At 69.4% G+C, this 24,356-nt stretch carries 24 protein-coding genes; 13 read left to right on the top strand and 11 right to left on the bottom strand.

Translation table 11 applies throughout. The features are described 5' to 3' along the window. Positions 1-6: 6 nt before the first annotated feature. The 3 genes from RPX00_RS42205 to RPX00_RS42195 are packed head-to-tail and all read right to left on the bottom strand — an operon-like array spanning position 7 to position 3,115. Complete coding sequence (locus RPX00_RS42205; RefSeq protein WP_406634177.1) at positions 7-1,155, bottom strand: acyl-CoA dehydrogenase family protein; 1,149 nt, start codon at positions 1,153-1,155, stop codon at positions 7-9. Continuing rightward, entirely contained in the window at positions 1,152-1,958 is an 807-nt protein-coding gene (locus tag RPX00_RS42200) for an HpcH/HpaI aldolase/citrate lyase family protein (RefSeq protein WP_406634175.1), read from the bottom strand. Before RPX00_RS42200 ends, RPX00_RS42205 begins: the two co-directional genes overlap by 4 nt. Further along, on the bottom strand, positions 1,955-3,115 hold the full coding sequence (locus RPX00_RS42195) for an acyl-CoA dehydrogenase family protein (RefSeq protein WP_406634173.1): 1,161 nt from the start codon (positions 3,113-3,115) through the stop codon (positions 1,955-1,957). Before RPX00_RS42195 ends, RPX00_RS42200 begins: the two co-directional genes overlap by 4 nt. Before the next feature lie 211 nt (positions 3,116-3,326). Here RPX00_RS42195 and RPX00_RS42190 point away from each other — a divergent pair, with 211 nt between their 5' ends. After that, complete coding sequence (locus tag RPX00_RS42190; RefSeq protein ID WP_406634171.1) at positions 3,327-4,010, top strand: GntR family transcriptional regulator; 684 nt, start codon at positions 3,327-3,329, stop codon at positions 4,008-4,010. A 5-nt stretch (positions 4,011-4,015) separates the two neighbouring features. On the opposite strand, the gene RPX00_RS42185 is transcribed toward RPX00_RS42190, so the two are convergent. Continuing rightward, the gene (locus tag RPX00_RS42185; RefSeq protein ID WP_406634169.1) at positions 4,016-4,480 is read right to left on the bottom strand and encodes a GNAT family N-acetyltransferase; all 465 of its coding nucleotides are present in this window, start codon (positions 4,478-4,480) and stop codon (positions 4,016-4,018) included. A gap of 77 nt (positions 4,481-4,557) precedes the next feature. Here RPX00_RS42185 and RPX00_RS42180 point away from each other — a divergent pair, with 77 nt between their 5' ends. Together RPX00_RS42180 and RPX00_RS42175 are read left to right on the top strand one after the other, a co-directional pair. Further along, a complete protein-coding gene (locus tag RPX00_RS42180) occupies positions 4,558-5,379 on the top strand; it encodes a helix-turn-helix domain-containing protein (protein ID WP_406643275.1) in 822 nt (273 codons plus the stop codon). Between the two features lie 66 nt (positions 5,380-5,445). Further along, complete coding sequence (locus RPX00_RS42175) at positions 5,446-6,027, top strand: dihydrofolate reductase family protein (protein ID WP_406634167.1); 582 nt, start codon at positions 5,446-5,448, stop codon at positions 6,025-6,027. Positions 6,028-6,034: 7 nt separating this feature from the next. Here RPX00_RS42175 and RPX00_RS42170 read toward each other — a convergent pair whose 3' ends face one another. Together RPX00_RS42170 and RPX00_RS42165 are read right to left on the bottom strand one after the other, a co-directional pair. Beyond that, positions 6,035-6,853, bottom strand: a complete 819-nt coding sequence (locus RPX00_RS42170; protein WP_406634165.1) for a hydrolase — start codon at positions 6,851-6,853, stop codon at positions 6,035-6,037. 33 nt (positions 6,854-6,886) lie between these two features. Continuing rightward, positions 6,887-7,585 (bottom strand): helix-turn-helix domain-containing protein, encoded by a 699-nt coding sequence (locus RPX00_RS42165; RefSeq protein WP_406634163.1) that lies wholly within the window; start codon positions 7,583-7,585, stop codon positions 6,887-6,889. A 144-nt stretch (positions 7,586-7,729) separates the two neighbouring features. Between RPX00_RS42165 and RPX00_RS42160 the strand changes: the two genes are divergently transcribed. Together RPX00_RS42160 and RPX00_RS42155 are read left to right on the top strand one after the other, a co-directional pair. After that, positions 7,730-8,911 carry a cytochrome P450 gene (locus tag RPX00_RS42160; RefSeq protein WP_406634161.1) on the top strand — a complete coding sequence of 394 codons (1,182 nt, stop codon included), beginning with the start codon at positions 7,730-7,732 and terminating at the stop codon, positions 8,909-8,911. A 3-nt stretch (positions 8,912-8,914) separates the two neighbouring features. Continuing rightward, positions 8,915-9,727 carry an oxidoreductase gene (locus RPX00_RS42155; RefSeq protein WP_406634159.1) on the top strand — a complete coding sequence of 271 codons (813 nt, stop codon included), beginning with the start codon at positions 8,915-8,917 and terminating at the stop codon, positions 9,725-9,727. Here RPX00_RS42155 and RPX00_RS42150 read toward each other — a convergent pair. The 4 genes from RPX00_RS42150 to RPX00_RS42135 all read right to left on the bottom strand — a co-directional run bounded on the left by RPX00_RS42150 (position 9,720) and on the right by RPX00_RS42135 (position 14,122). Next, positions 9,720-11,078 (bottom strand): flavin monoamine oxidase family protein, encoded by a 1,359-nt coding sequence (locus tag RPX00_RS42150; RefSeq protein ID WP_406634157.1) that lies wholly within the window; start codon positions 11,076-11,078, stop codon positions 9,720-9,722. The genes RPX00_RS42155 and RPX00_RS42150 overlap by 8 nt on opposite strands. Then, positions 11,075-11,455 carry a hotdog fold domain-containing protein gene (locus RPX00_RS42145; RefSeq protein ID WP_406634155.1) on the bottom strand — a complete coding sequence of 127 codons (381 nt, stop codon included), beginning with the start codon at positions 11,453-11,455 and terminating at the stop codon, positions 11,075-11,077. Before RPX00_RS42145 ends, RPX00_RS42150 begins: the two co-directional genes overlap by 4 nt. Beyond that, a complete protein-coding gene (locus RPX00_RS42140) occupies positions 11,452-13,116 on the bottom strand; it encodes a flavin-containing monooxygenase (protein WP_406634153.1) in 1,665 nt (554 codons plus the stop codon). Before RPX00_RS42140 ends, RPX00_RS42145 begins: the two co-directional genes overlap by 4 nt. 64 nt (positions 13,117-13,180) lie before the next feature. After that, the gene (locus RPX00_RS42135; protein WP_406634151.1) at positions 13,181-14,122 is read right to left on the bottom strand and encodes an alpha/beta hydrolase; all 942 of its coding nucleotides are present in this window, start codon (positions 14,120-14,122) and stop codon (positions 13,181-13,183) included. Between the two features lie 126 nt (positions 14,123-14,248). On the opposite strand from RPX00_RS42135, the gene RPX00_RS42130 reads away from it, so the two are divergent. Genes RPX00_RS42130 through RPX00_RS42095 form a run of 8 tightly spaced genes read left to right on the top strand, consistent with a single transcriptional unit; the run spans position 14,249 to position 23,546 of the window. Next, on the top strand, positions 14,249-14,896 hold the full coding sequence (locus RPX00_RS42130; protein ID WP_406634149.1) for a hypothetical protein: 648 nt from the start codon (positions 14,249-14,251) through the stop codon (positions 14,894-14,896). Beyond that, positions 14,889-16,223 (top strand): glutamine synthetase family protein, encoded by a 1,335-nt coding sequence (locus RPX00_RS42125; RefSeq protein WP_406634147.1) that lies wholly within the window; start codon positions 14,889-14,891, stop codon positions 16,221-16,223. Before RPX00_RS42130 ends, RPX00_RS42125 begins: the two co-directional genes overlap by 8 nt. After that, the gene (locus RPX00_RS42120) at positions 16,220-16,978 is read left to right on the top strand and encodes a gamma-glutamyl-gamma-aminobutyrate hydrolase family protein (RefSeq protein ID WP_406634145.1); all 759 of its coding nucleotides are present in this window, start codon (positions 16,220-16,222) and stop codon (positions 16,976-16,978) included. The genes RPX00_RS42125 and RPX00_RS42120 overlap by 4 nt, the downstream gene beginning before the upstream one ends. Continuing rightward, positions 16,975-18,528 carry a class I adenylate-forming enzyme family protein gene (locus tag RPX00_RS42115; protein ID WP_406634143.1) on the top strand — a complete coding sequence of 518 codons (1,554 nt, stop codon included), beginning with the start codon at positions 16,975-16,977 and terminating at the stop codon, positions 18,526-18,528. The genes RPX00_RS42120 and RPX00_RS42115 overlap by 4 nt, the downstream gene beginning before the upstream one ends. Before the next feature lie 2 nt (positions 18,529-18,530). Beyond that, entirely contained in the window at positions 18,531-19,283 is a 753-nt protein-coding gene (locus RPX00_RS42110; protein ID WP_406634141.1) for an enoyl-CoA hydratase/isomerase family protein, read from the top strand. A 31-nt stretch (positions 19,284-19,314) separates the two neighbouring features. Then, the gene (locus RPX00_RS42105; protein ID WP_406634139.1) at positions 19,315-20,412 is read left to right on the top strand and encodes a Zn-dependent alcohol dehydrogenase; all 1,098 of its coding nucleotides are present in this window, start codon (positions 19,315-19,317) and stop codon (positions 20,410-20,412) included. 46 nt (positions 20,413-20,458) lie between these two features. Next, positions 20,459-21,889, top strand: coding sequence for an aldehyde dehydrogenase family protein (locus RPX00_RS42100; RefSeq protein ID WP_406634137.1), 1,431 nt, complete (start codon positions 20,459-20,461; stop codon positions 21,887-21,889). Positions 21,890-21,911: 22 nt separating this feature from the next. Beyond that, positions 21,912-23,546, top strand: coding sequence for an MFS transporter (locus tag RPX00_RS42095; protein ID WP_406634135.1), 1,635 nt, complete (start codon positions 21,912-21,914; stop codon positions 23,544-23,546). Positions 23,547-23,561: 15 nt separating this feature from the next. On the opposite strand, the gene RPX00_RS42090 is transcribed toward RPX00_RS42095, so the two are convergent. Further along, a complete protein-coding gene (locus RPX00_RS42090; protein WP_406634133.1) occupies positions 23,562-24,170 on the bottom strand; it encodes a TetR/AcrR family transcriptional regulator in 609 nt (202 codons plus the stop codon). Positions 24,171-24,356: the final 186 nt, after the last annotated feature.

Genomic DNA, 24,356 nt, shown 5'->3' with positions numbered 1-24,356 from the left:
GGTTCCTCAGATCTTGTTGCGCGCGATGAGTTGGGCGGCGATGACGTTGCGCTGGATTTCGTTGGTGCCTTCGCCGACGATCATCAAGGGGGCGTCGCGGAAGTAGCGTTCGACGTCGTATTCCTTGGAGTAGCCGTAGCCGCCGTGGACGCGGATGGCGTCGAGGGCGACTTGCATCGCGGTTTCGGAGGCGAAGAGTTTCGCCATCCCGGCTTCCATGTCGGCGCGTTCGCCGGCGTCGAGTTTTTCGGCGGCGTCGAGGGTGAGCAGCCGGGCCGCGCGCATCTTGGTGGCCATGTCGGCGAGGAGGTTGCCGACCGACTGGTGTTTCCATATGGGTTTGCCGAAGGATTCGCGTTCCTGGGCGTAGCGGACGGCGTCGTTGAGCGCGGCCTGACCGACGCCCAGCGCACGGGAGGCGACCTGGATGCGGCCGACTTCCAGCCCTCGCATCATGTGTGACCAGCCGTGGTTCGGGGTGCCGCCGAGGACGGCGTCCGCAGGCACTTTCTGACCGTCGAAGACCAGTTCACACGCTTCGACCCCGCGGTAGCCGAGTTTGGGGAGTTTCTTGGAGATGGTGAGTCCGTCGCCGGGTTCGACCAGCAGGACGCTCATGCCGCGATGGGCGGGGCTGGCGTCGCGGTCGGTGATGCACAGCAGGCCGATGAGGCCGGAGTGCGCGGCGTTGGATATCCAGGTCTTCGACCCGGTGATCGTGTAGCCGTCGGTGCCGGGCACGGCGTGGGTGCGCATGGCTTGGAGGTCGCTGCCGCCGCCGGGTTCGGTGAGCGCCATGGTTGCGCGGATGCGGCCTTCGGCCATGGCGGGCAGGTATTTTTCGCGTTGCTCGGGGGTGCCGAAGGTTTTGATGAGGTAGGTGATGACGGAGTGGCCGCCGATCGCGCCCGCCAGGCTCATCCACCCGCGTGCCAATTCCTCGGTGACCCGCGCGAAGCAGGCGGTGCTGACGTCCACTCCGCCGTACTCGGCCGGGGCGAGCAGGCCGAAGAAGCCGAGGTTCTTCATCTCGTCGATGAATTCGGCGGGGTAGATGTCGTCGGCTTCGAATTCGCGGACCCGGGGCCGGACGCGTTCGTCCACGAACTCCGCGACCAGGGCGACCATCTGCTGTTCGTCGTCGGTGAGCGTCATCGCCCGTTCCCTTCTCGTGCCTGCCGGAGGACGCGCTGGGCGCGCTCCAAGACCGGCTTGTCGACCATCTGCCCGTTCACCGCGACCGCGCCGTCCGCTCCGGCGTCGAGGATCGATTGCGCCCAGCGGATTTCCTCGCGCGTCGGGCGCAATGCGGCTGCGGCGACGGGGACTTGTTTCGGGTGCACGCACAGCTTGCCGGTGAATCCGAGTCGTCGTGCGTAGTGGACTTCGTCGGTGAGGTGCAGTTCGTTGTCGAGGTCCGCGGTGACGCCGTCGATGGGCCCCGGCAGTCCGGCGGCGGCGGAGGCGAGGACGAGTGCGCCCCGCGCGGCGACGAATGCGTCCCGGTCGGCCGGATCGGCTCCCAGTTCTGCGGCCAGGTCGAAGCTGCCGAACGCGAGGCGCTGCACGTTCGGTACGGCTGCGGTCTCTCGCGCGTCCAGGATGCCCCGCGCGGTTTCGACTAGCGCGATCAGGACCCCGACTTGCTCAGCTGCGGCACGCGTCGTCGCCGGTTCGGCCTTCGGCAGCATCACCGTGCACCGGCGGCCCCTAAGCACGGCGAGGTCTTCGTCGTGCCAGGCGGTGCCGGCCGCGTTCACCCGTACCGCGCACTCGGGGTTCTCCTCGAGCCAGGCGACGACCTGTTCCCGCGCGTACTCCTTGCGCTCCGGCGCGACGGCGTCCTCCAGATCGAGGATGACCAGGCTCGGCTTGGCGGCCATTGCCTTGCTGAAGCGTTCCGGCCGGTCGCCCGGGACGAACAGCAGCGTCGTCGCTTCCCGCGCCCGGTTGGTCATTTCTTCGCCTGGCGCACGAGGCCGCCGCCGATGATCAGCCGCTGGATCTCGCTCGTGCCTTCGTAAAGCCGCAGCAGACGGATGTCGCGGTAGATGCGTTCGACCGGGACGTCGCGCATGTAGCCGGTGCCGCCGTGGATCTGCACTGCCAGGTCGGCGACCTTGCCTGCCATCTCGGTGCAGTACAGCTTCGCCGCCGATGGTCCGATGCGCCGGTCCTCCCCGGATACGTAGCGCGCTGCGGTCTCGCGGACCAGAGCGCGCCCGGCCATCACGCCGGTCTGCTGGTCGGCGAGCATGGCTTGCACCAGCTGGAAATCGCCGATCGGCTGGCCGCCCTGGGTCGCCGAGGCGGCGTAGGCGACGGATTCGTCCAGTGCGCGCTGTGCGGAACCGACGGCGAGCGCGGCGATGTGGACCCGGCCGCGCGCCAGGGAGGTCATCGCGGCCCGGTACCCGTCGTCCTCGTTCCCGCCGACCAGCGCGGACCCCGGCACCCGGACGCCGGTGAACGAGACGTCGGCGGTCCAGGCGCCTTCCTGACCCATCTTCTTGTCCTTGGGCCCGACTTCCAGCCCCGGAGTGTCTGCGGGCACGAGGAACACCGCGATGCCGGGCCCGGTCTCGTCGGCGGGGCGGGTGCGGGCGAAGACGACGAACAGGTCCGCCAGGGGAGCGTTGGTGATGAAGCGTTTCTGCCCGTCGATCACCCAGTCGTCCCCGTCGCGCACCGCTTTCGTGCGCAGTCCGGCGGGGTTGGACCCGGCACCCGGCTCAGTCAAAGCGAAGGACGCGACAACCTCGCCGGTGGCGATGCGTTCCAGCCACTGGCTCTTCTGCTCGTCGGTGCCGAACCCGACCAGCACCTGCCCGGCGATGCCGTTGTTGGTCCCGAACATCGACCGCAACGCCAGCGACGTGTAGCCGAACTCCATCGCCAGCTCGACATCCTGCGTGAGGTCGAGCCCGAGCCCGCCCCACTCCTGCGGGATCGCGTAGCCGAACAGGCCCATCTCCGCCGCCTGCCTGCGCAGATCGTCCGGGATGGCGTCGCCGTCCATGATCTCCTGCTCGCGCGGAACGACCTTCGCCCGGACGAAGTCGCGCACCAGATCCAGAATCGGCCGGAAGTCCTCGGGAGTCACCGCTGCTGCCATGCCCCACACTATGACCCAGACCCAGCGATGAGAAAATACTTTATCAGAAATCACCGAATGACTCACACTGCCGGGCGAACCTCCGGCGGGGTGAAACTCCAGCTCAGGAGGAACTTTCGGGAGCGACAGGCGAGAGCGGCGGAGGGGGAGCGACCCGCTGAACGTGCCCCGGTCGTGTAATACTTCATCCGAAACCGTCGGGCGGAGGGAGATGGTCGTGGCGATGCCCGAGACCGCGGGACCGCGTCGGACGGGTCCGGCGAACCTCAAGGCGATGGCCGCGCAGGAGATCCGCCGCCGGGTCTTCTCCGGGCAGTTGCGCGCAGGGGCGAAGATCGACCAGGAGGCGCTGGCCGACGAACTCGGCATCAGCAAGCTGCCCGTCCGCGAAGCCCTGATCACGCTCGACCACGAAGGCGTGGTGGAGCACATCGCCCGCCGCGGTGCGTTCGTGGCCCGGATGACGCGCGACGACATCCGCGACCATTACCGCGTGTTCGGCGTCGTGTCCGGGCTGGCCGCGGAGCGCGCGGCGAAGAATCTGTCCCCGGAAAGCCTGCAGGCGCTGCACGATCTCGCGGACCGGATGGAGTCCGCAGTGGACCGTGCCGAACAGGAACGGCTGAACTACGAGTTCCACCGCCGGATCAACTACGCCGCGGACTCACGGCGGCTGCTGTCGCTCCTGGGCATTCTCGCCAAGACCGTGTCGCACGGGTTCTACGAGGCGCACGAGGACTGGCCGGACAAGGCCCGGGACGACCACCGGCAGATCCTGGACGCACTGTCCGCACGCGCGGCCGCCCGGGCGCGCAAGCTTGTGGAGAAACACCTCGCCGACGCGGGCGAGCGCGCGGTGGCTTTGCTGGAGAAGCAAGGGTTTTGGGACCACTGATCGCGCTACGAGCGGACTCCCCTGAGGTCTTTGGCGAAATACACCCGGTGGTAGCCGTTCTCGACGCCGCGGTGCGTTTCCCGGAAACCGTGCCGCGGGTAGTACGCGAGGTTTTCGGTCATCGCTTCGTTCGTATAGAGCCGGACCTCGGAGCGGCCACGCTCCCGCGCATAGGCGTCGGTGAAGTCGAGCAGCTGCTTCCCGAGGCCGGTGCCCTGTCTGGCCGGGGAAACAGCGAGGTTGTTGAGCTGCACGTGGTCCGGCTTGAGCTTCAGCACCAGCATGCCCACGACGGCCGCTTCGTGCTCGGCTACCCACACCTGTCCCAAAGCGACCAGTGCGGGATAGTCGTCGTGCATGGGCGCGGGTTCGGTGCCCGCCATGCGTTCTACATAGACCGAGTAGGCGGCCTTGGCCAATTCCGTCAGCGCCGCCGCGTCTTCCGGGCGCGCGGCTCGAATGATCGCCATCGGCCCAGTATGTCCCTAGGCGTTTGCGAGGCAGGTGGAGCGTCGGCGATGCTGTGGGCGTGGAGTACGTGTCCAGAGTGCCGCGACCACCGCTGGACGGGCTGATCGACGACCTCTACTACCTCGACGGCACGCCGCCGTACGCCCGGCTGACGCTGCCGCCGATGCCGGGCGCGTTGCTCATCGTCAATCTCGGCGCGCCGTTCCGCATCCGCGCCGGCACCGACCTGGAGACGGCCGAGTACGCCGACGGCTGCGTGATCACCACGCCCACCCGCGCCCTGGAGTTCGGCTACCCGCCCCAGACGAGGTCCGTCGGCGTGCACTTCAAGCCTTGGGGCCCGGCGCCGTTCCTGCCGATGCCCGCCGCCGAACTGCGCGACCGGCCGGTGACGGTCGAGCAGGTTTGGGGCCGCTCCGCCGTCGAAGAACTACGCGAACGGCTGGCCGAGGCGGACGGACCGCACGCGATGCTGACGCTCATCGAGGACGAGCTGACGCGGCGGCTGTCCGAGACCGCGGGCCTGGGACTGGTCCGCCACCTGAGCAGCGTGATCGCGGCGCGCGGCGGGGCAGTGGCGATCGGCGACCTGAGCGTGGCGGCCGGGGTCAGCAGCACGCATCTGGCGCAGCGGTTCAAGGAACTCGTCGGCGTCACGCCGAAACGGCTGGCCCGCACCCACCGCTTCGCCGCCACGGTGCTCTCGATCGACCCCGCCGGACCGGTCGACTGGGGCGGCCTCGCCAGCGGCGCGGGCTACTTCGACCAGGCCCACTTCAGCCACGAGTTCCGCGCGTTCACCGGGTTCACGCCCACCCGGTACCTCGAAATCCGGCGGCGGTTCCTGACCGAACATCCCGGCCACGTGCTGGACAGCTGGCCGCTGCCGGCCGATTGATTTCTTACAAGAGCGACCGCCCGCGACCGGCTAGGTTGAGGCCACCCGCAAGCAGAGGAGAGCCCCGTGGGCAAGGTGGTCATGTACAGCTCGGTGTCGGCGGACGGCTTCGTCGCGGACGAGAACGACCAGCCCGGACCGCTGTTCGACTGGCTGACCAGCGGCACCGTCCCGCTGGACGAGAGCGGCGCGCTGAAGGTGTCGCAGACGTCCTACGACTACACCCGGCCCTACTGGGACGGGATCGGGGTGACGATCGCCGGCCGCCACGTCTTCGACCTCACCGACGGCTGGGACGGGAAGCCGCCGGGCGGGATCGACCACGTGGTCGTCGTGACGCACCGGCCGGCACCCGAGGGCTGGGACCCCGAGGCGCCGTTCCACTTCGTCGACGGCGTCGAGGCGGCCATGGCCAAGGCGCAGGAACTGGCGGGGGACCGCGTGGTCGAGGTCGCCGCGGGCGACGTCGGCGGCCAGCTGCTCGCCGCGGGCCTGGTCGACGAGGTGCGGATGGACGTCGTGCCCGTCGTGTTCGGGTCCGGCAAGCGGTTCTTCGGGTCGGTTCGCGCGCAGCATCTGCTGGAGGACCCGGTCGAGGTGGTCCAGGGCGAGCGGGTGCTGCACCTGCGTTATCCGGTACGCCGCTGACCGCGAGTCAGCCGAGATGGTCGTTCGTGCCGTCCACCCAAGCGATGTAGCGCTGCGCTGAGCGGCGCACGGCGGCCTTCGCGTCCGTCTGCAGAGCGGCCCCGGTCAACGCATAGAGCCGGTCGAACTCGTACGGCTCAAGCCGGTCCGCAAGCCGCTGGACGAGCCCGGCCGAGAGCGGGATCTGGTTGGGGTAGCTGCGCATGAACGTCACCCAGCCCGGCGCGGCCACCGGCACGATGGTGTCGCCGACCAGGAGCGCGCCCTTCTCCGTCTCGATGTGCGCGACAGCGGCGCCCGGGAAGTGCCCGCCCGCTTCGACCAAGGTGATCCCGGGCAGGATCCGTTCGGTGCCATGCCATTCGCGAAGCACGGGATCCTCTCGCTGTACCCACTGCCGGTCTGCGGAGTGGACGAGCACGGGGACGTTCCCGAGCGAGTGGCTCAGGCTCACCTGCGCGCCGTACATGTGCGGATGGCTGGCCACGATCGCGGCGGCTCCGCCGAGTTCGGAGATCTTGTCGAGCACCGGCTGGTCGAGCGCGTTGGGCGGATCCCACAGCAGGTTGCCCGCCTCGGTCTGGACGACGTAGGTCCACTGGCCGATGCCGAACTCCGGTTCGCGATGCAGGCGGTGGATTCCCGGCTCCGGCTCCTCGTGGACCAGCTCGTGCGGGACGGCGGCCAGTTCGTCCATTGTGGTCCACACCTGCCCGGAGGCGCGGACGTATTGCCGTTCGTCCGCGCAGATCCGGCAGACCCCGGCCGGCGGCTCTTCGGTGTCCGGGTGCTCGACCCCGCACGTTCCGCACATCCAGATCGTCATGCGCTCACCCTCGTACCTCTACCATGCTGGAGGTCAAGACGGGCCGGGAGAAGCACGTCGCCAATGCTCGGCGGCGTCGATCATGTCCTGGCGGATGTGCTGAAGCCACTGACTGGTCGCGAGGAGCCGGGTGCCGACCAACGTGTCGTCACCGAACAGCTCGGCGCCTTGGCGGGTGAAATCGGCCCACTGCGCCATGCCTTCCATGCTCGAGAGCCACGCGCGCTGCCACACGTCGTCGTCGATCAGGTAACGCTCGCGCCTGCCGTCCCGCTCGCGCCGCAGCATTCCGCGTTCTTCCAGCCAGGCCACCGCTTTGGAGACCGAGGCCGGGCTGACGCGCAGCCGCGCGGCAAGCTCGGTCGCGGTGCGGCTGCCCGATTCGGCGGTGAACAGGCAGATCAGGACCCGCGCCATCATCGAGGGCATCCCGGTCTGGGTGGCCATCCTCGCGAAGCGCACCTCGAAGTCGCTCCGGCTCCGCGGATCGGCCGCGGCCCGAACCGGCGGGGCGGGCAGCGAAGCGGGAGCGCGGCGGCGAGCCCGGCGCCGGGCGGCCTGCTCGGCGCGGTCGGCCCGGTAGTCGTGCGCCCCGCCGTTGCGGGCGACCTCGCGGATCACCGTCGACTTCGGCCTGCCCAGCCGCCGCCCGATCTCGGCGTAGCTCAACCCGTCCGCCAGCCCGGCCGCGACGCGCTGCCGTTCGGGGTAGCTCAGCCTTCCGGCCGGCATCTGATCGCCTCCGATGCGTTCACCTGCAAGCCATTGCATCGATAATATGGTGCTGGCCTGGAGATATATAGATCCTGTGTTTGCGGAACAGTGAAACATCGCCCTACCGTTTCCGGCAAGAGATCCACCGGAAGGGAGCTGGCGATGACCAGGACACTGCCGACCGAACGGCAGGCCGGACGGCCGTTCGACCCGCCGAGGGGGTTGGCCGAACTGCGCGGTGAGAATCCGCTCAGCCGGCTGGACTACCCGGACGGGCACACCGGATGGCTGGTGACCGGACACGCCCTCGCCCGCGAAGTGCTGGTCGACCGCCGCTTCAGCGCGCGAGCCGAACTGCGGCATCTGCCGGTCCCCGGCGCTCCTGCCAGCGATCAGCCCGCGCCGCCGGGAATGTTCGGCAGCATGGACGCCCCCGAGCACACCCGCTACCGGAAGCTGCTCGCCGGCCAGTTCACCGTCCGCCGGATGCGCCGGCTGACCGAGCGGATCCAGGCCGTCGCGGACGCATGCCTGAACGCGATGGCCGAACAGGGCAGCCCGGCCGACGTGGTCCCGGCACTGGCGCAGCCGCTGCCCGCGCAGACGATCTGCGAACTGCTCGGCGTTCCCTACGCCGACCGGGACCGGTTCCAGCAGCAGGCGCTCACCCTGTTCCGTCTGGACAACACCCCCGAAGAAGCCGGCGCAGCCTACGCCGCGGTCCACGGCGTCATCGGCGAACTGGTGGCTGCCAAGCGAAAAGCCCCCACCGACGACCTGCTCAGCGACCTGACCGGCAGCGATCTCACCGACACCGAGCTGGTCAACATCGGCTTCACCCTGCTGGGCGCCGGTCTGGACACCACCACCAACATGCTCGCGCTGGGCGTCTTCGCCCTGCTGGAGCACCCCGATCAGCTCGCGCTGCTGCGCGCCGATCCGGGGCTGGCCGATCAGGCGGTCGAAGAGCTGTTGCGGTACCTGAGCATCATCCCGTTCACCGTGCGCACCGCGCTGGAAGACCTGGAACTCCACGGCGAACACGTGACCGCGGGGGAATCGGTCACCATCTCGGTGCCCGCGGCCAACCACGACCCCGCGCACTTTCCTGAACCGGAGAAACTCGACCTGCGCCGCAAAGCGAGCGGGCACGTCGCCTTCGGCCACGGCATCCACCAGTGTCTCGGCCAGCAACTCGCCCGCGTCCAGCTGCGGGTCGCCTTGCCCGCTCTCTTGGCCAGGTTCCCGTCGCTGCGCCTGGCCGTGCCCGCCGAAGACATCGCCGTGCGCACCGACATGCTCATCTACGGCGTGCACCAGCTGCCCGTCGCCTGGGAGGACTGAACCGTGCCGAAAGTCTGCTTGATCACCGGAGCCTCCGCCGGAATCGGCCGCGCCACCGCGCTGAACCTGCTGCAGGCCGGGCACATCGTTTACGGAGCCGCGCGTCGGCTGTCCAAAATGGACAACCTACGCGCCGCGGGTGGGCACGCGCTGGCCATGGACGCCCGAAACGAAGCCGACCTAGACAGCGCCGTCCGCACGGTCCTGGACGAGCAGGGCCGGATCGACGTCCTGGTCAACAACGCCGGAACAGTCCTGCACGGCGCCGCCGAAGACGTCCCGCTCGATGCTGCCCGAGACCAGTTCGAGGTCAACGTGTTCGCGCCGGCCAGGCTGGTTCAGCTCGTCCTGCCCGCCATGCGCGCGCAAGGATCGGGCCGCATCGTCAACGTCTCCTCGATCGGCGGGGAGATCAGCCTGCCGCTCGGTTCCTGGTACTACGCCTCGAAACACGCGCTGGAGGCGTACTCCGACACGCTGCGGATGGAGGTCCGCCCCTTCGGCATCGAGGTGGTGATCATCCAGCCGGGCATCATCAAGACCGAATTCGAGGACCAGACGGCTTCGCAACTGCGGCAGTATTCCGGCCAGGGCGCTTACCGGGAAATGGCGGAGAAGATGGCGAGCCACTCGGAAACCGGCCTCGCGGACGGTGCTGACCCGTCCGTCGTCGCGGAGGCGATCCGGCAGGCGGTGGAAGCGGATCCGCCGGAGACCCGCTATGCCGTGGGCTTGCACGCCGAGCAGTTGCTGGAGTTGAACCGGACTCTGCCGGACCGTGAGTTCGACGAGCTGGTCAGCCGCCCGATCAGGTAGCGGAGCCGCACGAGGGCAAGCTAGCCAGCACCTTTTCCCCGGCCTGCTGCCCCGAGTTGGCCGCGTCGGCCAGTGACGGCACATCGAGCTGGTAGTCGCCAGCGAGGTACACGGGTCCGAGGTTCTGGCGCAGCGTAGCGAGCGAGGCCCTTCCGCCGGGCGCCCAAAACGGCACGACCCGTGGGTGCCGGCGGAGGATGCCTTCGTCGATCTTCCCCTTCAGCTCGGGGTAGAGGTTCAGGAGGTCCGCGGTGAAGCGGGCGACGATCTCCTCGTCGCTCAGCTCGAACAGCCTGTCCGCCTCGGCCCCGCCGGCGAAGCAGGCCAGCGCGCCGCCGGGTTTGCGCTTGTCTCCGCGACGCAGGGCGGCCGCGTGGTTGAACACCGCCTGGAACGACAGCTCCGGCGTCGACACCGCCAGATAGTCGTCCCAGCTCTGCGGTCCCTCCTCGTGGGTGAAGAAACCCACCACGACGTACCGGCCGTAGCGGATGTCCGCGAACGCGTTGCGGTACGCGGAAGGCAGGTCGCGGATGATCCGCCCCGCGATGTCGGCGGGCACCGCGACGACGGCACGCTGGGCGCGCAGGCGCACCGGTCCGTCCGCGCTGTCGTACTCGACAACCACGCCGTCGCCGTTCCGCGTCAAGGAGGTCACCGGCGAGTTCAGCCGGATCCGGTCGCCGAGGTCCTCGGCCAGGATGTCGGTCAGCGTCTGGTTGCCGCCTTCGGGCAGCGAGAGGTTCGGGACCTTCCCGGGGTCGGTCAGCAGGATGCCCATCGAGTAGACGAACTGCGCGGCGGCGGTCTCCTCCGGTTCGCAGCCCATCCACTGCCCGGACCACGAGCGGACCATTTTCCGGGCAAGGTCCGAAGTGACCCCGCGCAGCACGAAGTCCGCGCGCCGGGCGTCGAGCTTCGCCTGGACCCGTTTCGCCCAGCGGTTTTCCATCTCCAGGAACGGGACGTTGGCGATGATCCGGGTGCCCACGGCCGCCAGCCCGAGCCGGTCCAGGAAGCTCATCCGGGACCGGAACATCAGGGCGAACGGGTTGGACGTGTCGACCTGTTTCCCGCCGAGCGACAGCGCCACCGACTTCCCGGCGAGCGAACCCATCGGGACCTGGTGCCGGTGCAGGGCGTCGATCAGCGGACCGGTGCCCTCGGTGAACTGGGTGCCGAGGTTGATCCAGTAATCGCCCTGGCGCACCGAATCCACGCGGCCGCCGGCCCGGCCCGCGGCTTCGAGCACGACGACGTCCCGGTCGGCCAGCGTGGTCGCGGCCATCAGCCCGGCCATGCCGGCGCCGATCACCACGACCTCGCAGGTCTCCTCGCGCACGCTGGTCATTGGTTCTCCTCCACGAGATCGGCGGGGATGACGCCCGTACCGCGGGCGCGGGTGGCGACGATGGGTTCGGCCAGCACTTCGGCCCGCCCGGATTCGCCGATGGAGCGGCAGATGACGCGCAGTTCGAAGTCGACTGTCCGGCTGCGGGTGCCCTTGGCCGCCAGGCGCGCCTCGACTTCGATCACGTCGCCGCCGCGGACCGGCGCGAGGAACTCGACGGAGGAGTAGCCCGCGAAAAGGCTTTCGTGGCCGTCGCCGACGATCGCCAGGTGGGTTCCGGCGTCGCCGAACAGCTTCAGGCTGTATGCGCCGTCGACAAGGTTTCCGGCGTAATGCGCGTCGGAGTACGCGACGTAACGCTGATGGACGACCTTCATCCGGCGACCTCCGTGTCGATCCGGCCGAGGCCCGTGGCGGCGGCGTGACCGTCGAGGGAGACGCCGGGATAGCCGCGGCGGGCGATCTCCTCGCAGATCCGGCGGTAACGGCCGACACCGCCGACGTAGCCCATGAACGTCGACGGCTTTCCCGCGATATTCGAGCCGCGGTACCACGAATCGGTGCTCGCGTAGAGCGTCTGGTTCACCGTCCACTCGGTGATGTCCACCCAGTCGTCCTGGCCCTCGGAAGTCGCTTCGATGACCTCGCGGCCCTCGGCGCGTGCGTGCGCGATGAGGTCGGTGATCCAGTCGACCGCCTGCTCGATGGTCATCACGACGTTGCTGGCCAGCGCCGGGCTCTGCGGGCCGGCGACCATGAAGAAGTTGGGGAATCCGGCGGTCAGCAGGCCGAGGTAGGTGCGTACGCCGTCGCGCCAGACGTCCTGCAGCTTGCCGTGGCCGGGCGCGGTGACGTTGAGCCCGAAGAGCGGTCCGGTGAAGGCGTCGAACCCGATCGCCAGGACGATGACGTCGACCTCGTAGGAGCCGGCCTCGGTGACGATGCTGTCCGCGGTCATCGTGGTGATGGGCTCTTCGCGGAGCGAGACCAGGGAAACGTTGGGGCGGTTGAACGTTTCGTAGTAGTCAGTGCCGAAACAGCTTCGCTTGGCACCGAGCGGGAAGTGCGGTTCCAGGAGCGTCGCCGTGCGCTGGTCGTGGACGATCTCGTGGATCTTGCCGCGGAAGAAGTCGGCCGCGGTTTTGTTGGCGTCGAGATCGAAGAGCAGGTCGGCGAATTCCGCGCCTACGCCCAGGAATCCGCTGCGCTCGTACGCTGCCTCGTAACGGCGCTGGCGCTCCTCGTCGGAAACGTCGAAGGCGCGGTCGGTCACCGGGCGGTCCGGAATGCCGCCGGGCGAATAACGGCACTCCTGCCGGATTTCCGGGTACCGGCTCTTGATCTCGTCGACGACCTCGGGCGGCAGCGCGCGGTTGCGGGCGGGGAAGACGTAGTTGGCGGTGCGCTGGAACACGGTCAGCTGCTCGGCCACTTCGGCGATGAGCGGAATGCATTGCACGCCAGACGATCCCGTGCCGATCACCGCGACCCGCTTGCCCGCGAGATCGTCGAGCGAAACGTTCCAGCGGCTCGTCGACACGGTGCGGCCGGTGAAGTTCTTCAGTCCGGGGACGTCGACGTCCTTCGGCGTGGACAGCCCGCCCGACGCGGCCAGGAGGTAGCGGCCCCGCCGGGTGGCGCCGGAATCGAGCGCCACCTCCCAGAGCTTTTCCTCGGGCAGCCAATTCGCCGCCACCACTTTGGTGGAGAACTGGAAACACCGGCGCAGGTCGAAACGATCGGCGACGTGGTTGATGTAGCGGAGGATCTCCGCCTGCGGCGCGAAACGCTCGCTCCACGTCCATTCCTTCTGCAGTTCCTCGCTGAAGGAATACGAGTAGTAGATGCTTTCGACGTCGCAGCGCGCGCCCGGATAGGTGTTCAAGAACCACGTGCCGCCGACGTCGGGAGCGGCCTCGAAACCGGCGAACGTCCAGCCTCGCTCGCGTGCCTGGTAGGCGGCGTACAGGCCGGAGAACCCGGCGCCGACGCACAGGACGTCGACGACGGGGGCGGGCGGGGTCGTGCGGTCGGTCATGGTCTCCGCTCCTCGAGAGTGGCCGAGCGAGGTGGTCAACGGTCTGAGTCGAGTGACTAAGAAGCTACGGGCCGAGGTGACCTGAGTCAATGGCCCGGAGGTGGCGCGCCGCGTCGTCGAGAGCGGCACTGGTCTGCGGGAAGACGCCGACTTCGGTGAAAAACCCATGGAAGACACCGGTGTGGCGCACGAGCGTGACCGGCACGCCGTCGGCCCGCAGGCGTTCGGCGTAGGCCTCCGCGTCGTCGCGCAGCGGATCGACCTCGGCGGTGAGCACGAGTGCTGGCGGCAGGTCGCGCAGGGAGGCTGCCTTCATCGGTGCCGCGTACTGGTCGATGGCGGCGGAACTGTCCCCGACGTACTGCTCCCAGAACCAGCGCGCGTCGGCGGCGGTCAGCAGGGGAGCGTCCGCGAACTCGGTCCAGGACGGTGTCGAGAAGCGGTCGTCGACCGCCGGGTAGATCAGGATTTGGGTGTCCGGCAAGGGCAAACCTTGCTCGCGCAGGTGCAGGCAGAGCGCGGCGGCGAGGTTGCCGCCCGCCGAGTCGCCACCGACGGCGATCCGGCCGCTGTCGTTCTTCCGGAGCCAGGCGACCGTGTCGATGGCGTCCTCGAGCGCGGCCGGATACGGGTGTTCGGGCGCGAGCCGGTACTCCAGGGACACCACGTCCCAGCCTGATCTGGCCGCGATGGCGCGGCACGCTTCGTCCGCGCCGTCGAGCGTGCCGAGGACGAACCCGCCGCCGTGGAGGTAGAGCAGCACGCCGTCCCGTTTCGTCGGTGCGTGGTAGCGACGTGCCCGGAGCTGTCCGGTACGCGTCGGCACCACGAGGTCTTCGACCCGATCGAGTGGCGTGAGCGGGACTTCGGACGGCGTGCTCGCCAGCATCGCGCGCGCGGTTTCGGCGCCGAGTTCGCGGACGGGAGCGGGCAGGGCGGCCGCGATCGCTTGTGCGACAAGGAATGCGTCGCGGTCGAGGCGGGCCCAGCACGAGGGTTCGGTCATCGAGGACCTTTCTGGCGAATTTGGCGAAGGGTGTTGACACCGTGTGACCCGTGACTCACTATCACTGGTCAACTGCCTCAGTCAAATGACTAAGTTCGCCGCGAACGGCCTCCGAAAGGACCGGAAATGACCAGAGGGAAGCGCGCCGCGGACGCCGCGCGGGTCGAGATCAGGATCGAGGACGACGCCAGCCCGATCGTCCGGCTGATCGGCCGCACGCTGCGGGACGCGCACCGCGCCGGTTACGCGCTGGAGGATCTCACCCGGACCAGCGGGGTCGTCGCGGTGAAGTCGCACGACACGCCCCAGTCGGCCACGATTGCCTTCAGCCCCAAGGGAATCGACGTCTCCACCGGAGTGCTGGTCGAGCCCGACGCGGTGGTGACGGTCGACCTGAACGGCCGGTTCGCGCCGGCCGCGGAGGCCATCGGCGACACCGACCTCGCCGCCGGAGTGCTGCACGCGCTCACCCCGCCGGTTCCCCCATGGCGCGAAGGTGCGAAGCAGTTCTGGGAACGCACCCGGACGCTCCCGGGCATGCCCGAGACGCTGGTGGTGGTCACCGAGGGCGAAGGCGGGCTGGAGCAGCTCGTGCTCGGAGAGGGCGAGTCGCGCTACCTCATCGCGTCGGATCCCGAGTCGCTCGCGGGCATTTTCTCCGGCGCAGACGACCTTTTCGCCGTTCTCAACGCCGGTGCCCTTGGCCTGCAGGGAACCATGTCGCAGCTCTCGGTCATGGCCGGTGCCTCCTGGAAGGTTCGTTACGATGTCTGACACCCCGCGCGCCGTGCGCCTCGAGGCCACCAACCACGAGGGCTGTTTCCTCGGCAAGGTCGTCTCGCCCCGCAAGTTCGAGTCCGGCCAACACGCCGGTTTTCCGCACGCGGACCTGTTGTTCGGCCTCGATCTGGGCAACCTGCCGGTGTTCGGCGCGGCGTTTCCCGAGTGGCGCGGCCACATCGACGACGTCTACCTGCGGCCGGACCCGTCCACTTTGGTGCGCTGGAAGCCGGGCCTGGACGCGGTGATCGGCGACTACTGGCTGAAGGACGGCCGTCCGGTCCCGCTCTGCCCGCGCAACCTGGTGCGCCGCATGGTCGACCGGCTCGCCCAGCACGGCTACACCGCCACCGTCGCGGTCGAGATCGAGGCGACGGTCTTCGAGGAGTCGATCCACGAGGCACGCGCCCGCGGCTACCGCGACCTGTCGCCGCTCGGCGGCACCGCCGGCACGGCCTATCACCACGCCAAGTCCAAGGACTGGTTCGAATACCTGCACGCGGTGACCGAGCGCCTCGACGAGGTCGGCATCGTCTGGGAGGCCTGGAACGACGAGGACGCCGCCGGCCAGATCGAACTCAACATCGCGATGGGCGACCCGATCAAGGTCGCCGACGACTGGGCGCGCACCCGCCAGGTGATGCGGGAGGTGGCCCACGACCTCGGCCGCAGCGTCACCTTCATGGCCAAGCCCACCGCCGGTTACGGCCAGGCGTCGCACATCAACCTCTCTCTGCAGCGCGACGGAGCCAACGCGTTCTACGCCGAGGACGGGCCGTCCGAAACCATGCTGCACGCCGTCGGCGGCCTGCTGGCGACCATCGCCGGCAACACCTCGATCGTGCTGCCCCAGATCACCTCGTACCGGAGGCTGGTCGACCTCAGCGGGCCGCCGGTCACGATCAGCTGGGGCATCAGCAACAAAACCGCCGCGGTGCGCGCGGTCGTCGGCCACCCGGAGTACTCCCGTCTCGAGTACCGCCTCCCCGGCGCGGACGCGAACCTCTACCTCGCGCTCGCCGGCGTCCTGGCCGGAGTCATCGCGGGCGTGGAACAGAAACTGGAGCCGCCGGAGCCGGTCTCCGACATGGCGTGGTGCCTGCCGCCCGGGCTCGGCATCGAGCGGATCCCGGACACCATCACAAAAGCGGCCGCCGCGCTCGACGCCGACGAGAACCTGCGCGAGCTGCTCGGCAACGAGTTCGTCGACTTCTGGATCGCGTCGCGCCGGTGGGAATGGCTGGCTTTCCACACCATGGGCGGCGACCCGTTCGCCGAGCTTTCCGAGTGGGAGTCCGCCCGATACTTCGAGCTGCCGTGAACCCGCTGATCGGCATCACCGGGCGGCGCTTCCAGCTGTCCCTGCTCGCCGGAGCCGACGAACGGTACGGCGACCGGTGCGCGGACAGTTTCATGGCGGACTTCGCGACGCGGGTCGCGGCGGCGGGCGGCCTCCCGGTCCACCTGTCCTACGACACCGACCCGGCGGGGGTGTGCGAGTGGCTGTCCGCGGTCGTGGTGACCGGCGGGCAGGACGTCCACCCGGCGCGCTGGGGCGGCGACACCTCGGTCGTCCGCGACGTCGACCCGCGCACCGACCCGATGGTCCACGACGCGGCGCGGGACGAGTACGAGATCGCCCTGGTCCGGGAAGCACTCGAACGCCGGATTCCGGTGCTGGCGGTGTGCCGCGGCCTCCAGGTGCTCAACGTCGCCTTGGGCGGCACCCTGATCGCCGACCTGCCCGCCGGTCCGGTGGCGCACCTGTCGACGGAGGCCGCGCCCACCGACGGGACCGCCGACCACGTCGTGGCCTTCGAGCCGGGCTCGACCGCCGCCAGCCTGTTCGGCGTGTCCGCGCGCACCAATTCCTGGCATCACCAAGCGGTCGACCGCTGCGGTACCGGCCTGGTGGTGACCGGCCGCACGAGCGACGGAGTGGTCGAGGCGGTGGAGCTGCCGGGCGCTCCGGTGCTCGGCGTCCAGTGGCATCCGGAGTGGATGGCCAGCAGCGATCCGGCGTTCGCCTGGGTCGTCGCCGAAGCCGGCCGCCGGCTGGAAAGGAGTTTTGTGTGAACACCGGCATGGAGCGGATGGGCGAGGACCCGCCGGTCCCGACGCTGACCGCGTTGCTGGCGCGCCGAGCCGAGGACGCGGGAGACCGGGAGTTCCTGCGGTTCACCGACGGATCCTGGACGTTCGGCGAAATCGACGCTTGGACCTCGCGGCTGGCGCACCGGCTGATCGAGGTCGACGGCGTCCGTCCGGGGGACCGGGTCGCGATCATGCTCCCGAACGTCGTCCACTGGCCGGTGGTGTGGCTGGCCGCGCTGAAGGCGGGCGCGGTCGTCGTCCCGGTCAACTGCTCGTACCGGAGCGCGGATCTCGCCTTCGTGCTGCGCGATTCGGGTGCCCGGCTCGTCTTCACCGACGCCGAGCGGGCCGCGTTGGTGGCCGAGGTGCGGGCTCCGGACGTTCGCGTGGTCGACGTGGCCGACGACGGCTCGGAGCCGTTTCCCACGCAGGCACCGCCGGTTCCGGCCGAAGCGGAGACGCTGGCGAACCTCCAATACACCTCGGGCACGACCGGCTTCCCGAAAGCCTGCATGCTCACCCACGACTACTGGCTGCGGCTTGGCTGGGTCTGCGCGGGCGCGACCGGCCTCGGCGCCGAGGACGTAATCCTTACCGCACAACCGTATTCCTACATGGATCCACAGTGGAATACCGCGCTGGCGCTGACCGTCGGCGCGCCGCTGGTCGTCTTGCCCCGGTTCTCCGCATCGACCTTCATGGCCGACGTCCGCCGCCACGGCGTCACTTTCTTCTACGTCCTCGGGTCCATGCCGACGCTGCTGTTCAAACAGCCGCCGACGCACGAGGACCGTGACAACCGGCTGCGGATGGTGTTCTGCTCGGGGATTCCCGTTGCCCTGCACGCGAAGCTGGAGGATCGGTGGGGCGCTCCGTGGCGGGAGATCTACGGGATGACGGAGTCCGGGGTGGACTTGTTCAGCCCGCTCGCCGACACCGAAACGGTGGGCACCGGCAGCCTGGGCGGCCCGGTGCCCACGAAGCGGGTCCGCGTCGTCGCCCCGGACGGCAGCGAGGTGCCGGACGGCGAACCGGGCGAGCTGGTCGTCGCGGGAAAGCCGATAATGACCGGGTACTGGAACCGTCCCGACGCCACCGAAGCGGTGCTGCGCGACGGCCGGTTGCACACCGGCGACCTCGTCGTCCGCGGTCCCGGCGGGGGCCTCCGGCTGGTCGGGCGGATCAAGGACATGGTGCGCCGCGGCGGCGAGAACGTGGCCTGCGCCGAGGTCGAGGCAGCACTGGAACGGGACGACCGCGTGGTCGCCGCCGCGGTGCTCGCTGTCCCCGACGAGGTGCTCGGCGAGGAGGTCAAGGCGTTTCTCCAGCTGCGCAACGGAATCGCCGCCGACCGGACGACCGCCGAGCACATCCGCGAACAAGCGGGCGCCCAGCTCGCCCGTTTCAAGGTGCCGCGCTACGTCGAGTTCGTCGCCGACTTCCCCCGCACCCCGTCCGAACGCGTGTCCAAGCCCGCACTGCGGGAACGCGCCTCAGGCACCACCTACGACTTCTCGTCCCGAAGGAGCTAGCCATGTCTGCCGAGCAGTTCCTCGACACCGAGGTCGTCCGCGAGGTCGCCGTCGTGACCTTCAACCGTCCGGAAAAGCTCAACGTGTTCACTGTGGACACTCGGCTCCGGCTCGCGGCCCTGATCCGCGAACTCGGCACCGGCGAGACCGTGCGCGGCATCGTGCTCACCGGCGCCGGACGCGCGTTCTCCGCCGGAGAAGACCTCCGCCAAACGCCGACCACCGACGCCGAGGTCCGCCAAGCCTTCGAGAGCTTCCACGACATCACCCGCGCGATCCTGGCGACACGGGTGCCGGTGATCGCGGCCGTCAACGGCATTGCTGTCGGCGGAGCCTCGGAGATCACGCTCTGCTGCGACGCGCGCATCGGCACGGCGGCGACCGAGTACTACCAACCGGAAAACGGCCGGGGACTCACCATCTCCAACGCGTCGAGTCTGCTGCTGCACCGCCTGGTCGGCAACCACGCGATGCGCATGGTGCTCGGATCCCCTCGGATCGACGCCGAGGAGGCGCTGCGCATCGGCCTGCTCGACGAGCTGGCCGAACCCGGAGCGCTGCTCGACCGCGCGATCGACACCGTGCGCGAGTGGACCCCGGAGGGCAACACGACCGCCCTCCACCTCGCTCTTCTGCGCCCGCCGGCCGAGGAGATCGAAGCCGCCTTCGCCCGCGAAGACGAGGCGGCCCGCGTCGCTTGGCAGAGCGGTGTTCTCAGCGCGGGCGTCGAGGCCTTCTGGTCCTCCCGCGCCTAACCCCAACCACGAACCCAGAGGAGGCGGCCGCATGATCGAAACCCGCGCCGCAGTACTGACCGAAGTCAACCGGCCACTCGAACTGACCGACATCCGCGTGGACGACCCGGAACCGCACGAGGTGCGCGTCTCGGTCGCGAATGTCGGTCTGTGCCACAGCGATCTGCACTACCTGACGGGCTCGGTGCCCATCGAAACCCCCGTGGTGCTCGGCCATGAGGTGGCGGGGGTCGTGGAGGCCGTCGGCTCGGCCGTCACCGAACTGCGCCCGGGGGACCGGGTGACCGGAGCGCTGACCCCCTCGTGCGGCCTGTGCGCTCCCTGCGCCGCGGGCCGGTCGACGCAGTGCCTGCGGATCGAGGAGATCCGCCGCCGCCCGCGTCCGGCGTACCAGTTCGCCGACGGCAGGCCGATCGGACGGCTGGGCGACATCGGAGCGTTCTCTCAGCACGTCCTGATGCGGGAGAACGCGCTCGTGCGGCTGCCGGACGACGTCCCGCTGCACGTGGCCTGCCTGCTGTCGTGCTGCGTCGTCACCGGCGTCGGCGCGGTGTTTCGCGGGGCGCAGCTGCGGCCTGGCAGCACCGCCGCGGTCATCGGCTGCGGCGGCGTCGGCTCGGCCATCATCCAGGGCGCCCGGCTGGCCGGCGCGTCCGCGATCGTCGCCATCGACCTAGACGACGAGCGGCTCGAAGCCGCCCGCGGTTACGGCGCCACCCACGTCATCAACAGCGGCACCGGCGACCCGGTGGCGGAACTGCACCGCCAGCTCGGCGACGGTGTCGACTACGCCTTCGAGGCAGTCGGCTCGGCCCGCACCGCCGCGACCGCCCTCGCGCTCGTGCGTCCCGCGGGCACGGCCTGTCTGGTCGGCATCGCACCCGCTGGCACCGAAATCAGCGTGCCTGCCTTGGATTTCTTCTTCCAGGAGAAGCGGCTCATCGGCTCCTACATGGGCTCGGGCCAGGCCCGCGAGGACATCGCGCAGTTCGCCCGTCTCTACCAGCAGGGCCGGCTGCTGCTCGACGAGATGGTCAGCCAGGTCATCCCGTTCGCCGAGATCGCCAAGGGCTTCGAGGCGATGAAGTCCGGCGCGGTCACCCGCGTCGTCCTCGACCTGCAGTCCTGACCACCCCCGAATCGAGGCGAACGCTATGCAGCACAACGGAATCCCAGTGAACTACATCGCCGACGAATGGAGCGAATGCGCGACCGTCGGCGACGCGTGGAACGTCGACCCCAACACCCGCGAGCCCGTCCACCAGCTCGCCACCACCACGCCGGACGACCTCGAACGCGCCCTTCAGCACGCCGAGCAGGCGTACGACATCGGCCGGTGGGACGAGGACGCCCGGCGCGAACGGGCGGAGATGCTGGAGCGAGCGGCCGCGATCGTGGAGAGCCGCGCCGAGGACATCGCCCGCGCGGACGCACTCACCAGCGGCACGCCGATCAGCGTCACCCGCACGGTCGCGGCGTTCCTCCCGCACCGGATCCGCGCGGCCGCAGCCGATCTCGTGGCCATCCCGCGCGTGACGGCACTGGCCGCCGACGGGCGCGATGTCCGGCTCTACAAGGTGCCGTGGGGCCCGGCCGCGATCCTCACCCCGTGGAACGGACCGAGTTTCATCCCCGCCGCCAAAGTGACCAGCGCGATCGCGGCGGGGTGCCCGGTCATCCTGAAACCCTCCGAGCACGCGCCGTCGAGCGCGCAGCTCGTCGTCGAGTGCTTTGTCGAGGCGGGCCTGCCCCGAGGCGCGCTGCAACTCGTGCACGGCACCGGCGACGTCGGCGCGCGGCTCACCGCCGACCCGCGGATCAAGATCGTCTCCTTCACCGGCGGACCGGGCGCGGGCCGCGCCATCGCCCGCGCGGCGGCCGAGGATTTCAAGGTCCTGCAACTGGAACTCGGCGGCAACAACCCGGTCGTCGTGCTCGACGACGCCGACCTGGACGTGACTGCCGACGGAATCCTGGAAGGAATGACCAAGCTCAACGGCCAGTGGTGCGAAGGACCGGGAAAGGTCCTCGCGCCCCGGTCGATGGTCGATCCCTTGCTGGAGGCGCTGACCGAGCGGATCGCCAAACTGGTCGTCGGCCATTCCCTGGACGAGGACTCCCAGGTCGGCCCGATCTCGAACGAACCGCACTTCCGCACCCTGGCGAACCGGATCGCGGGATTGCGCGACCTCGGAGCGAGCATCCATCAGCCCGCGCGGCTGCCGGACCTCGGCGGCTTCTTCCTTTCCCCGACCGTCGCCGCCGGAGCCGACCCGGCCCAGGCCACGGCGGAACTGTTCGGCCCGCTCATCTCGTTGCACGGCGTCGACTCCGCCGAGGAGGCGGTGCGGATCGCCAACGCCGCACCGTCCGGTTTGGACGCTTACGTCTTCGGCTCCGACACCGACCGCGCGATCGAGGTGGGCGCCCGCCTCGTCGCGGGCGAGGTGCGGGTCAACGGCGCGAAAGTCGCCGACCTCGGCGACGGCTCCGCGCAGAGCTTCTGGGGCCCGGCCGGGATCGGCGGCCACGGCCCGGCCGAGTCGGTGCGGGTCTTCTGCGGAGACCGCGTCGTCGGCGTGGACAGCCCCGACCTCCCGTTGTGAACCAACCGCTTGGAGAACACCCATGCAGATCGAAGTAGCGCTCGCCCAGGTGCGGGCCTTGGAGGGCACCCGGCGGACCAGCCGGTCAGCCCTCCTCGCGGTCGCCGCCCTGCTGGCCACCGTGACCAACGCGGTGTCGTTCATGGTGCCGCCGTTGCTGCCAGTCATCACCACGAGCTACGCGCACAACTCGGTGAGCGCCGCGGTCTGGATCCTGGCCGCGCTGACCCTCGGCGGCGGCGCGGGGTTCGTGCTCATCCCGCGGCTGACCGACATGCTGAGCGACCGGTCGATCGCGCTGCTCTCCGGCGCCTTCCTGGCCGGCGGCGCGCTCGTGGCGGCCGTCGTCGACACCTACCCGGCGCTGGTCGTCGGCTCCGCGCTGCTGGGCTTCGGCAGCGCCGCGCAGTTCGTGCCGCTCAGCTTCCTGCGCCGCTACCTGCGCGGCAAGAGCATCTCCACCGCGGTCATGGTGCTGGTCATGGCCACCGGCAGCGGCGTGGTGCTGGGCATGGTCGGCGGCGGCCTCTCCGTGCGGATCTGGTCGCTGCCGTCCCGCCTCAACCCCGACGGCACCGTGCCCGCCCTTTCGCTCGCGCCGTTCTACTACGTCCTCGCCGTGCTGTTCGCGCTGACCACGATCGCGCTGCTCGTCGTCGTCCCGAACTCGCCGCCGCAGTCCAAGGGCCGGCTCGGCGTCGGCAACACGCTGTGGCTCATCGGCTGGGTTTCGCTGATCCTGCTGGCCCTCAGTGCGCCGCCGGACGGCGTGATCGGCCAGAACGCCCCCGCGATCCTGCTCGTCGGCGTCCTTGCGGCGGCCGGATGGATTTTCGCCGAGCGACGGGTCAAGGCCCCGGTCTTCGACATCAAGGTCCTGCGCACTCCGTACGTCACCACCGCCTGCGCCTCGGCCGGGCTGTTCGGGTGCATCGACGCCGCGTTCCTGGTGCTGTCCACCTACTACGCCCAGACAGTGAACGGCCTGCCGCTGTCCGCCGACGGCGGCAAGACCGGCTGGTCTCACGCGTTCGCGGAGTACGGCCTGAGTTTCGACCCGCTCACCACGAGCCTGATCCTGCTGCCGTTCGCGCTGACCATGTTCATCAGCGGCAAGTACTCCGAGAAGCTCATCGCCCGCGGCCGTCCGGAAATCATCCTGATCGGCGGCGCCGTCACCTGCGGGGCGGGCTTGCTCTTCCTCGCGCTCGCCCACGACCAGGCGTGGCACTACGTCGTCGCGTCCGGGATCATCGGGCTGGGCAGCCGGGCCGGCTACAGCGCTTCGTTCTCGATCCCGCAGTTCGTCGTGCCGGAGGCGAAATCCGGGATGGCCGCGGGCATGCCGGGCACGATGATGGCGATCGGGATCGCGGTCGGGGCGGCGGTCGTCACGATCGTGCTGAACGGCTCCGGGTTCGTCTACCGCTCGGTCGACGTCGCCGGAATGCTGGCCGGCACGGTCGATCCGGCGTCGGTGGACCTCAAGACCTCCGACTACCTGCTCGACGGCTCGCACATCCCGAGCGCCGACGCCTTCACGACGACCTTCTTCGTCTCGCTGGTCTTCCCGGCACTGGTCGTCCTCGCGACGACGCTGTCGCGGGCCCGGCACACCGGCGGCTTCAAGCGGGTGCTCGAAGGACACGCGGGCTGACGCCGTGTTTCGGGTTCACCCCGCGACGGACGCGGAGCCCAGCCGGGCCGCCAGCCAGTTTTCGAACAGGGAGTCCGCGATCCGCATCTGCTTCTCCGCGAAGGCGCGGTCGCCGTAGGTGATCCAGCCGACCGCGAATCCGTCGGACAGGCAGGCGATCGCCGAGGCGATCTCGTCGACCGTCTCCTCGTCGACGGGGCTGTCGGCGGCAGCGTCCCGCAGGGCCGTGCGCGCCCCTTCGAGCGCCCGGTCGTACAGCTCGATCCCGCTGTCCTCGTGCTGGCGCCGGGCCCAGTTGATGAGTTCCAGTGCCGAAATCGCGAAGCTCGGCGACTCGACGTAGTACTCCATGATGTCGCGCAGGATCTTGCGGGCCGCCTCCGTCAAGGTCGCCTCCGGGTCGACCTTGGAACTCAGCACGCGGAACTTGCCGACCACGAACTTGTAGACGTCGGCGAAGAGGTCCTCTTTCGAGTCGTAGCAGTAGTGCACCATCGCCAGGTTCGCGCCTGCCTGTTCGGCGATCCGGCGGGTGGTGGCCCCGTCGATGCCGTGCTTCGCGATGACCTCGACGGCGGCGTTGACGAAGTCCTGGCGCCGCTGCGCCGCGGAGATCCGTGCCACGAGCCCTCCCCTGGGGACGAGATGCGCCAGCAAGTTGGACGCTTGATCAAGTAAGCACCAGGTTACCAGGGCCCAGATGGCCGCGGGATGAACCGATCCGGAGCCAGGGGAGAAGTTAGTCAAACATATTGAACAGATGACTAAGTTTGTCGTACCGTATGAGCGCGATCACACGAGCGAACCGCC

The organism is Amycolatopsis sp. WGS_07 (assembly GCF_045278895.1).
In the GTDB taxonomy this organism is placed as follows: Bacteria; Actinomycetota; Actinomycetes; order Mycobacteriales; family Pseudonocardiaceae; genus Amycolatopsis.
Note: the sequence above shows the minus strand (reverse complement) of the source record. Positions and strands in the feature narration are given on the sequence as shown.

Coding starts and splice junctions, on each gene's coding strand:
- RPX00_RS42205 (WP_406634177.1), bottom strand. CDS start 1,155: ATGACGCTCACCGACGACGAACAGCAGATGGTCGCCCTGGTCGCGGAG.
- RPX00_RS42200 (WP_406634175.1), bottom strand. CDS start 1,958: ATGACCAACCGGGCGCGGGAAGCGACGACGCTGCTGTTCGTCCCGGGC.
- RPX00_RS42195 (WP_406634173.1), bottom strand. CDS start 3,115: ATGGCAGCAGCGGTGACTCCCGAGGACTTCCGGCCGATTCTGGATCTG.
- RPX00_RS42190 (WP_406634171.1), top strand. CDS start 3,327: ATGGTCGTGGCGATGCCCGAGACCGCGGGACCGCGTCGGACGGGTCCG.
- RPX00_RS42185 (WP_406634169.1), bottom strand. CDS start 4,480: ATGGCGATCATTCGAGCCGCGCGCCCGGAAGACGCGGCGGCGCTGACG.
- RPX00_RS42170 (WP_406634165.1), bottom strand. CDS start 6,853: ATGACGATCTGGATGTGCGGAACGTGCGGGGTCGAGCACCCGGACACC.
- RPX00_RS42165 (WP_406634163.1), bottom strand. CDS start 7,585: ATGCCGGCCGGAAGGCTGAGCTACCCCGAACGGCAGCGCGTCGCGGCC.
- RPX00_RS42160 (WP_406634161.1), top strand. CDS start 7,730: ATGACCAGGACACTGCCGACCGAACGGCAGGCCGGACGGCCGTTCGAC.
- RPX00_RS42150 (WP_406634157.1), bottom strand. CDS start 11,078: ATGACCAGCGTGCGCGAGGAGACCTGCGAGGTCGTGGTGATCGGCGCC.
- RPX00_RS42145 (WP_406634155.1), bottom strand. CDS start 11,455: ATGAAGGTCGTCCATCAGCGTTACGTCGCGTACTCCGACGCGCATTAC.
- RPX00_RS42140 (WP_406634153.1), bottom strand. CDS start 13,116: ATGACCGACCGCACGACCCCGCCCGCCCCCGTCGTCGACGTCCTGTGC.
- RPX00_RS42135 (WP_406634151.1), bottom strand. CDS start 14,122: ATGACCGAACCCTCGTGCTGGGCCCGCCTCGACCGCGACGCATTCCTT.
- RPX00_RS42130 (WP_406634149.1), top strand. CDS start 14,249: ATGACCAGAGGGAAGCGCGCCGCGGACGCCGCGCGGGTCGAGATCAGG.
- RPX00_RS42125 (WP_406634147.1), top strand. CDS start 14,889: ATGTCTGACACCCCGCGCGCCGTGCGCCTCGAGGCCACCAACCACGAG.
- RPX00_RS42110 (WP_406634141.1), top strand. CDS start 18,531: ATGTCTGCCGAGCAGTTCCTCGACACCGAGGTCGTCCGCGAGGTCGCC.
- RPX00_RS42105 (WP_406634139.1), top strand. CDS start 19,315: ATGATCGAAACCCGCGCCGCAGTACTGACCGAAGTCAACCGGCCACTC.
- RPX00_RS42095 (WP_406634135.1), top strand. CDS start 21,912: ATGCAGATCGAAGTAGCGCTCGCCCAGGTGCGGGCCTTGGAGGGCACC.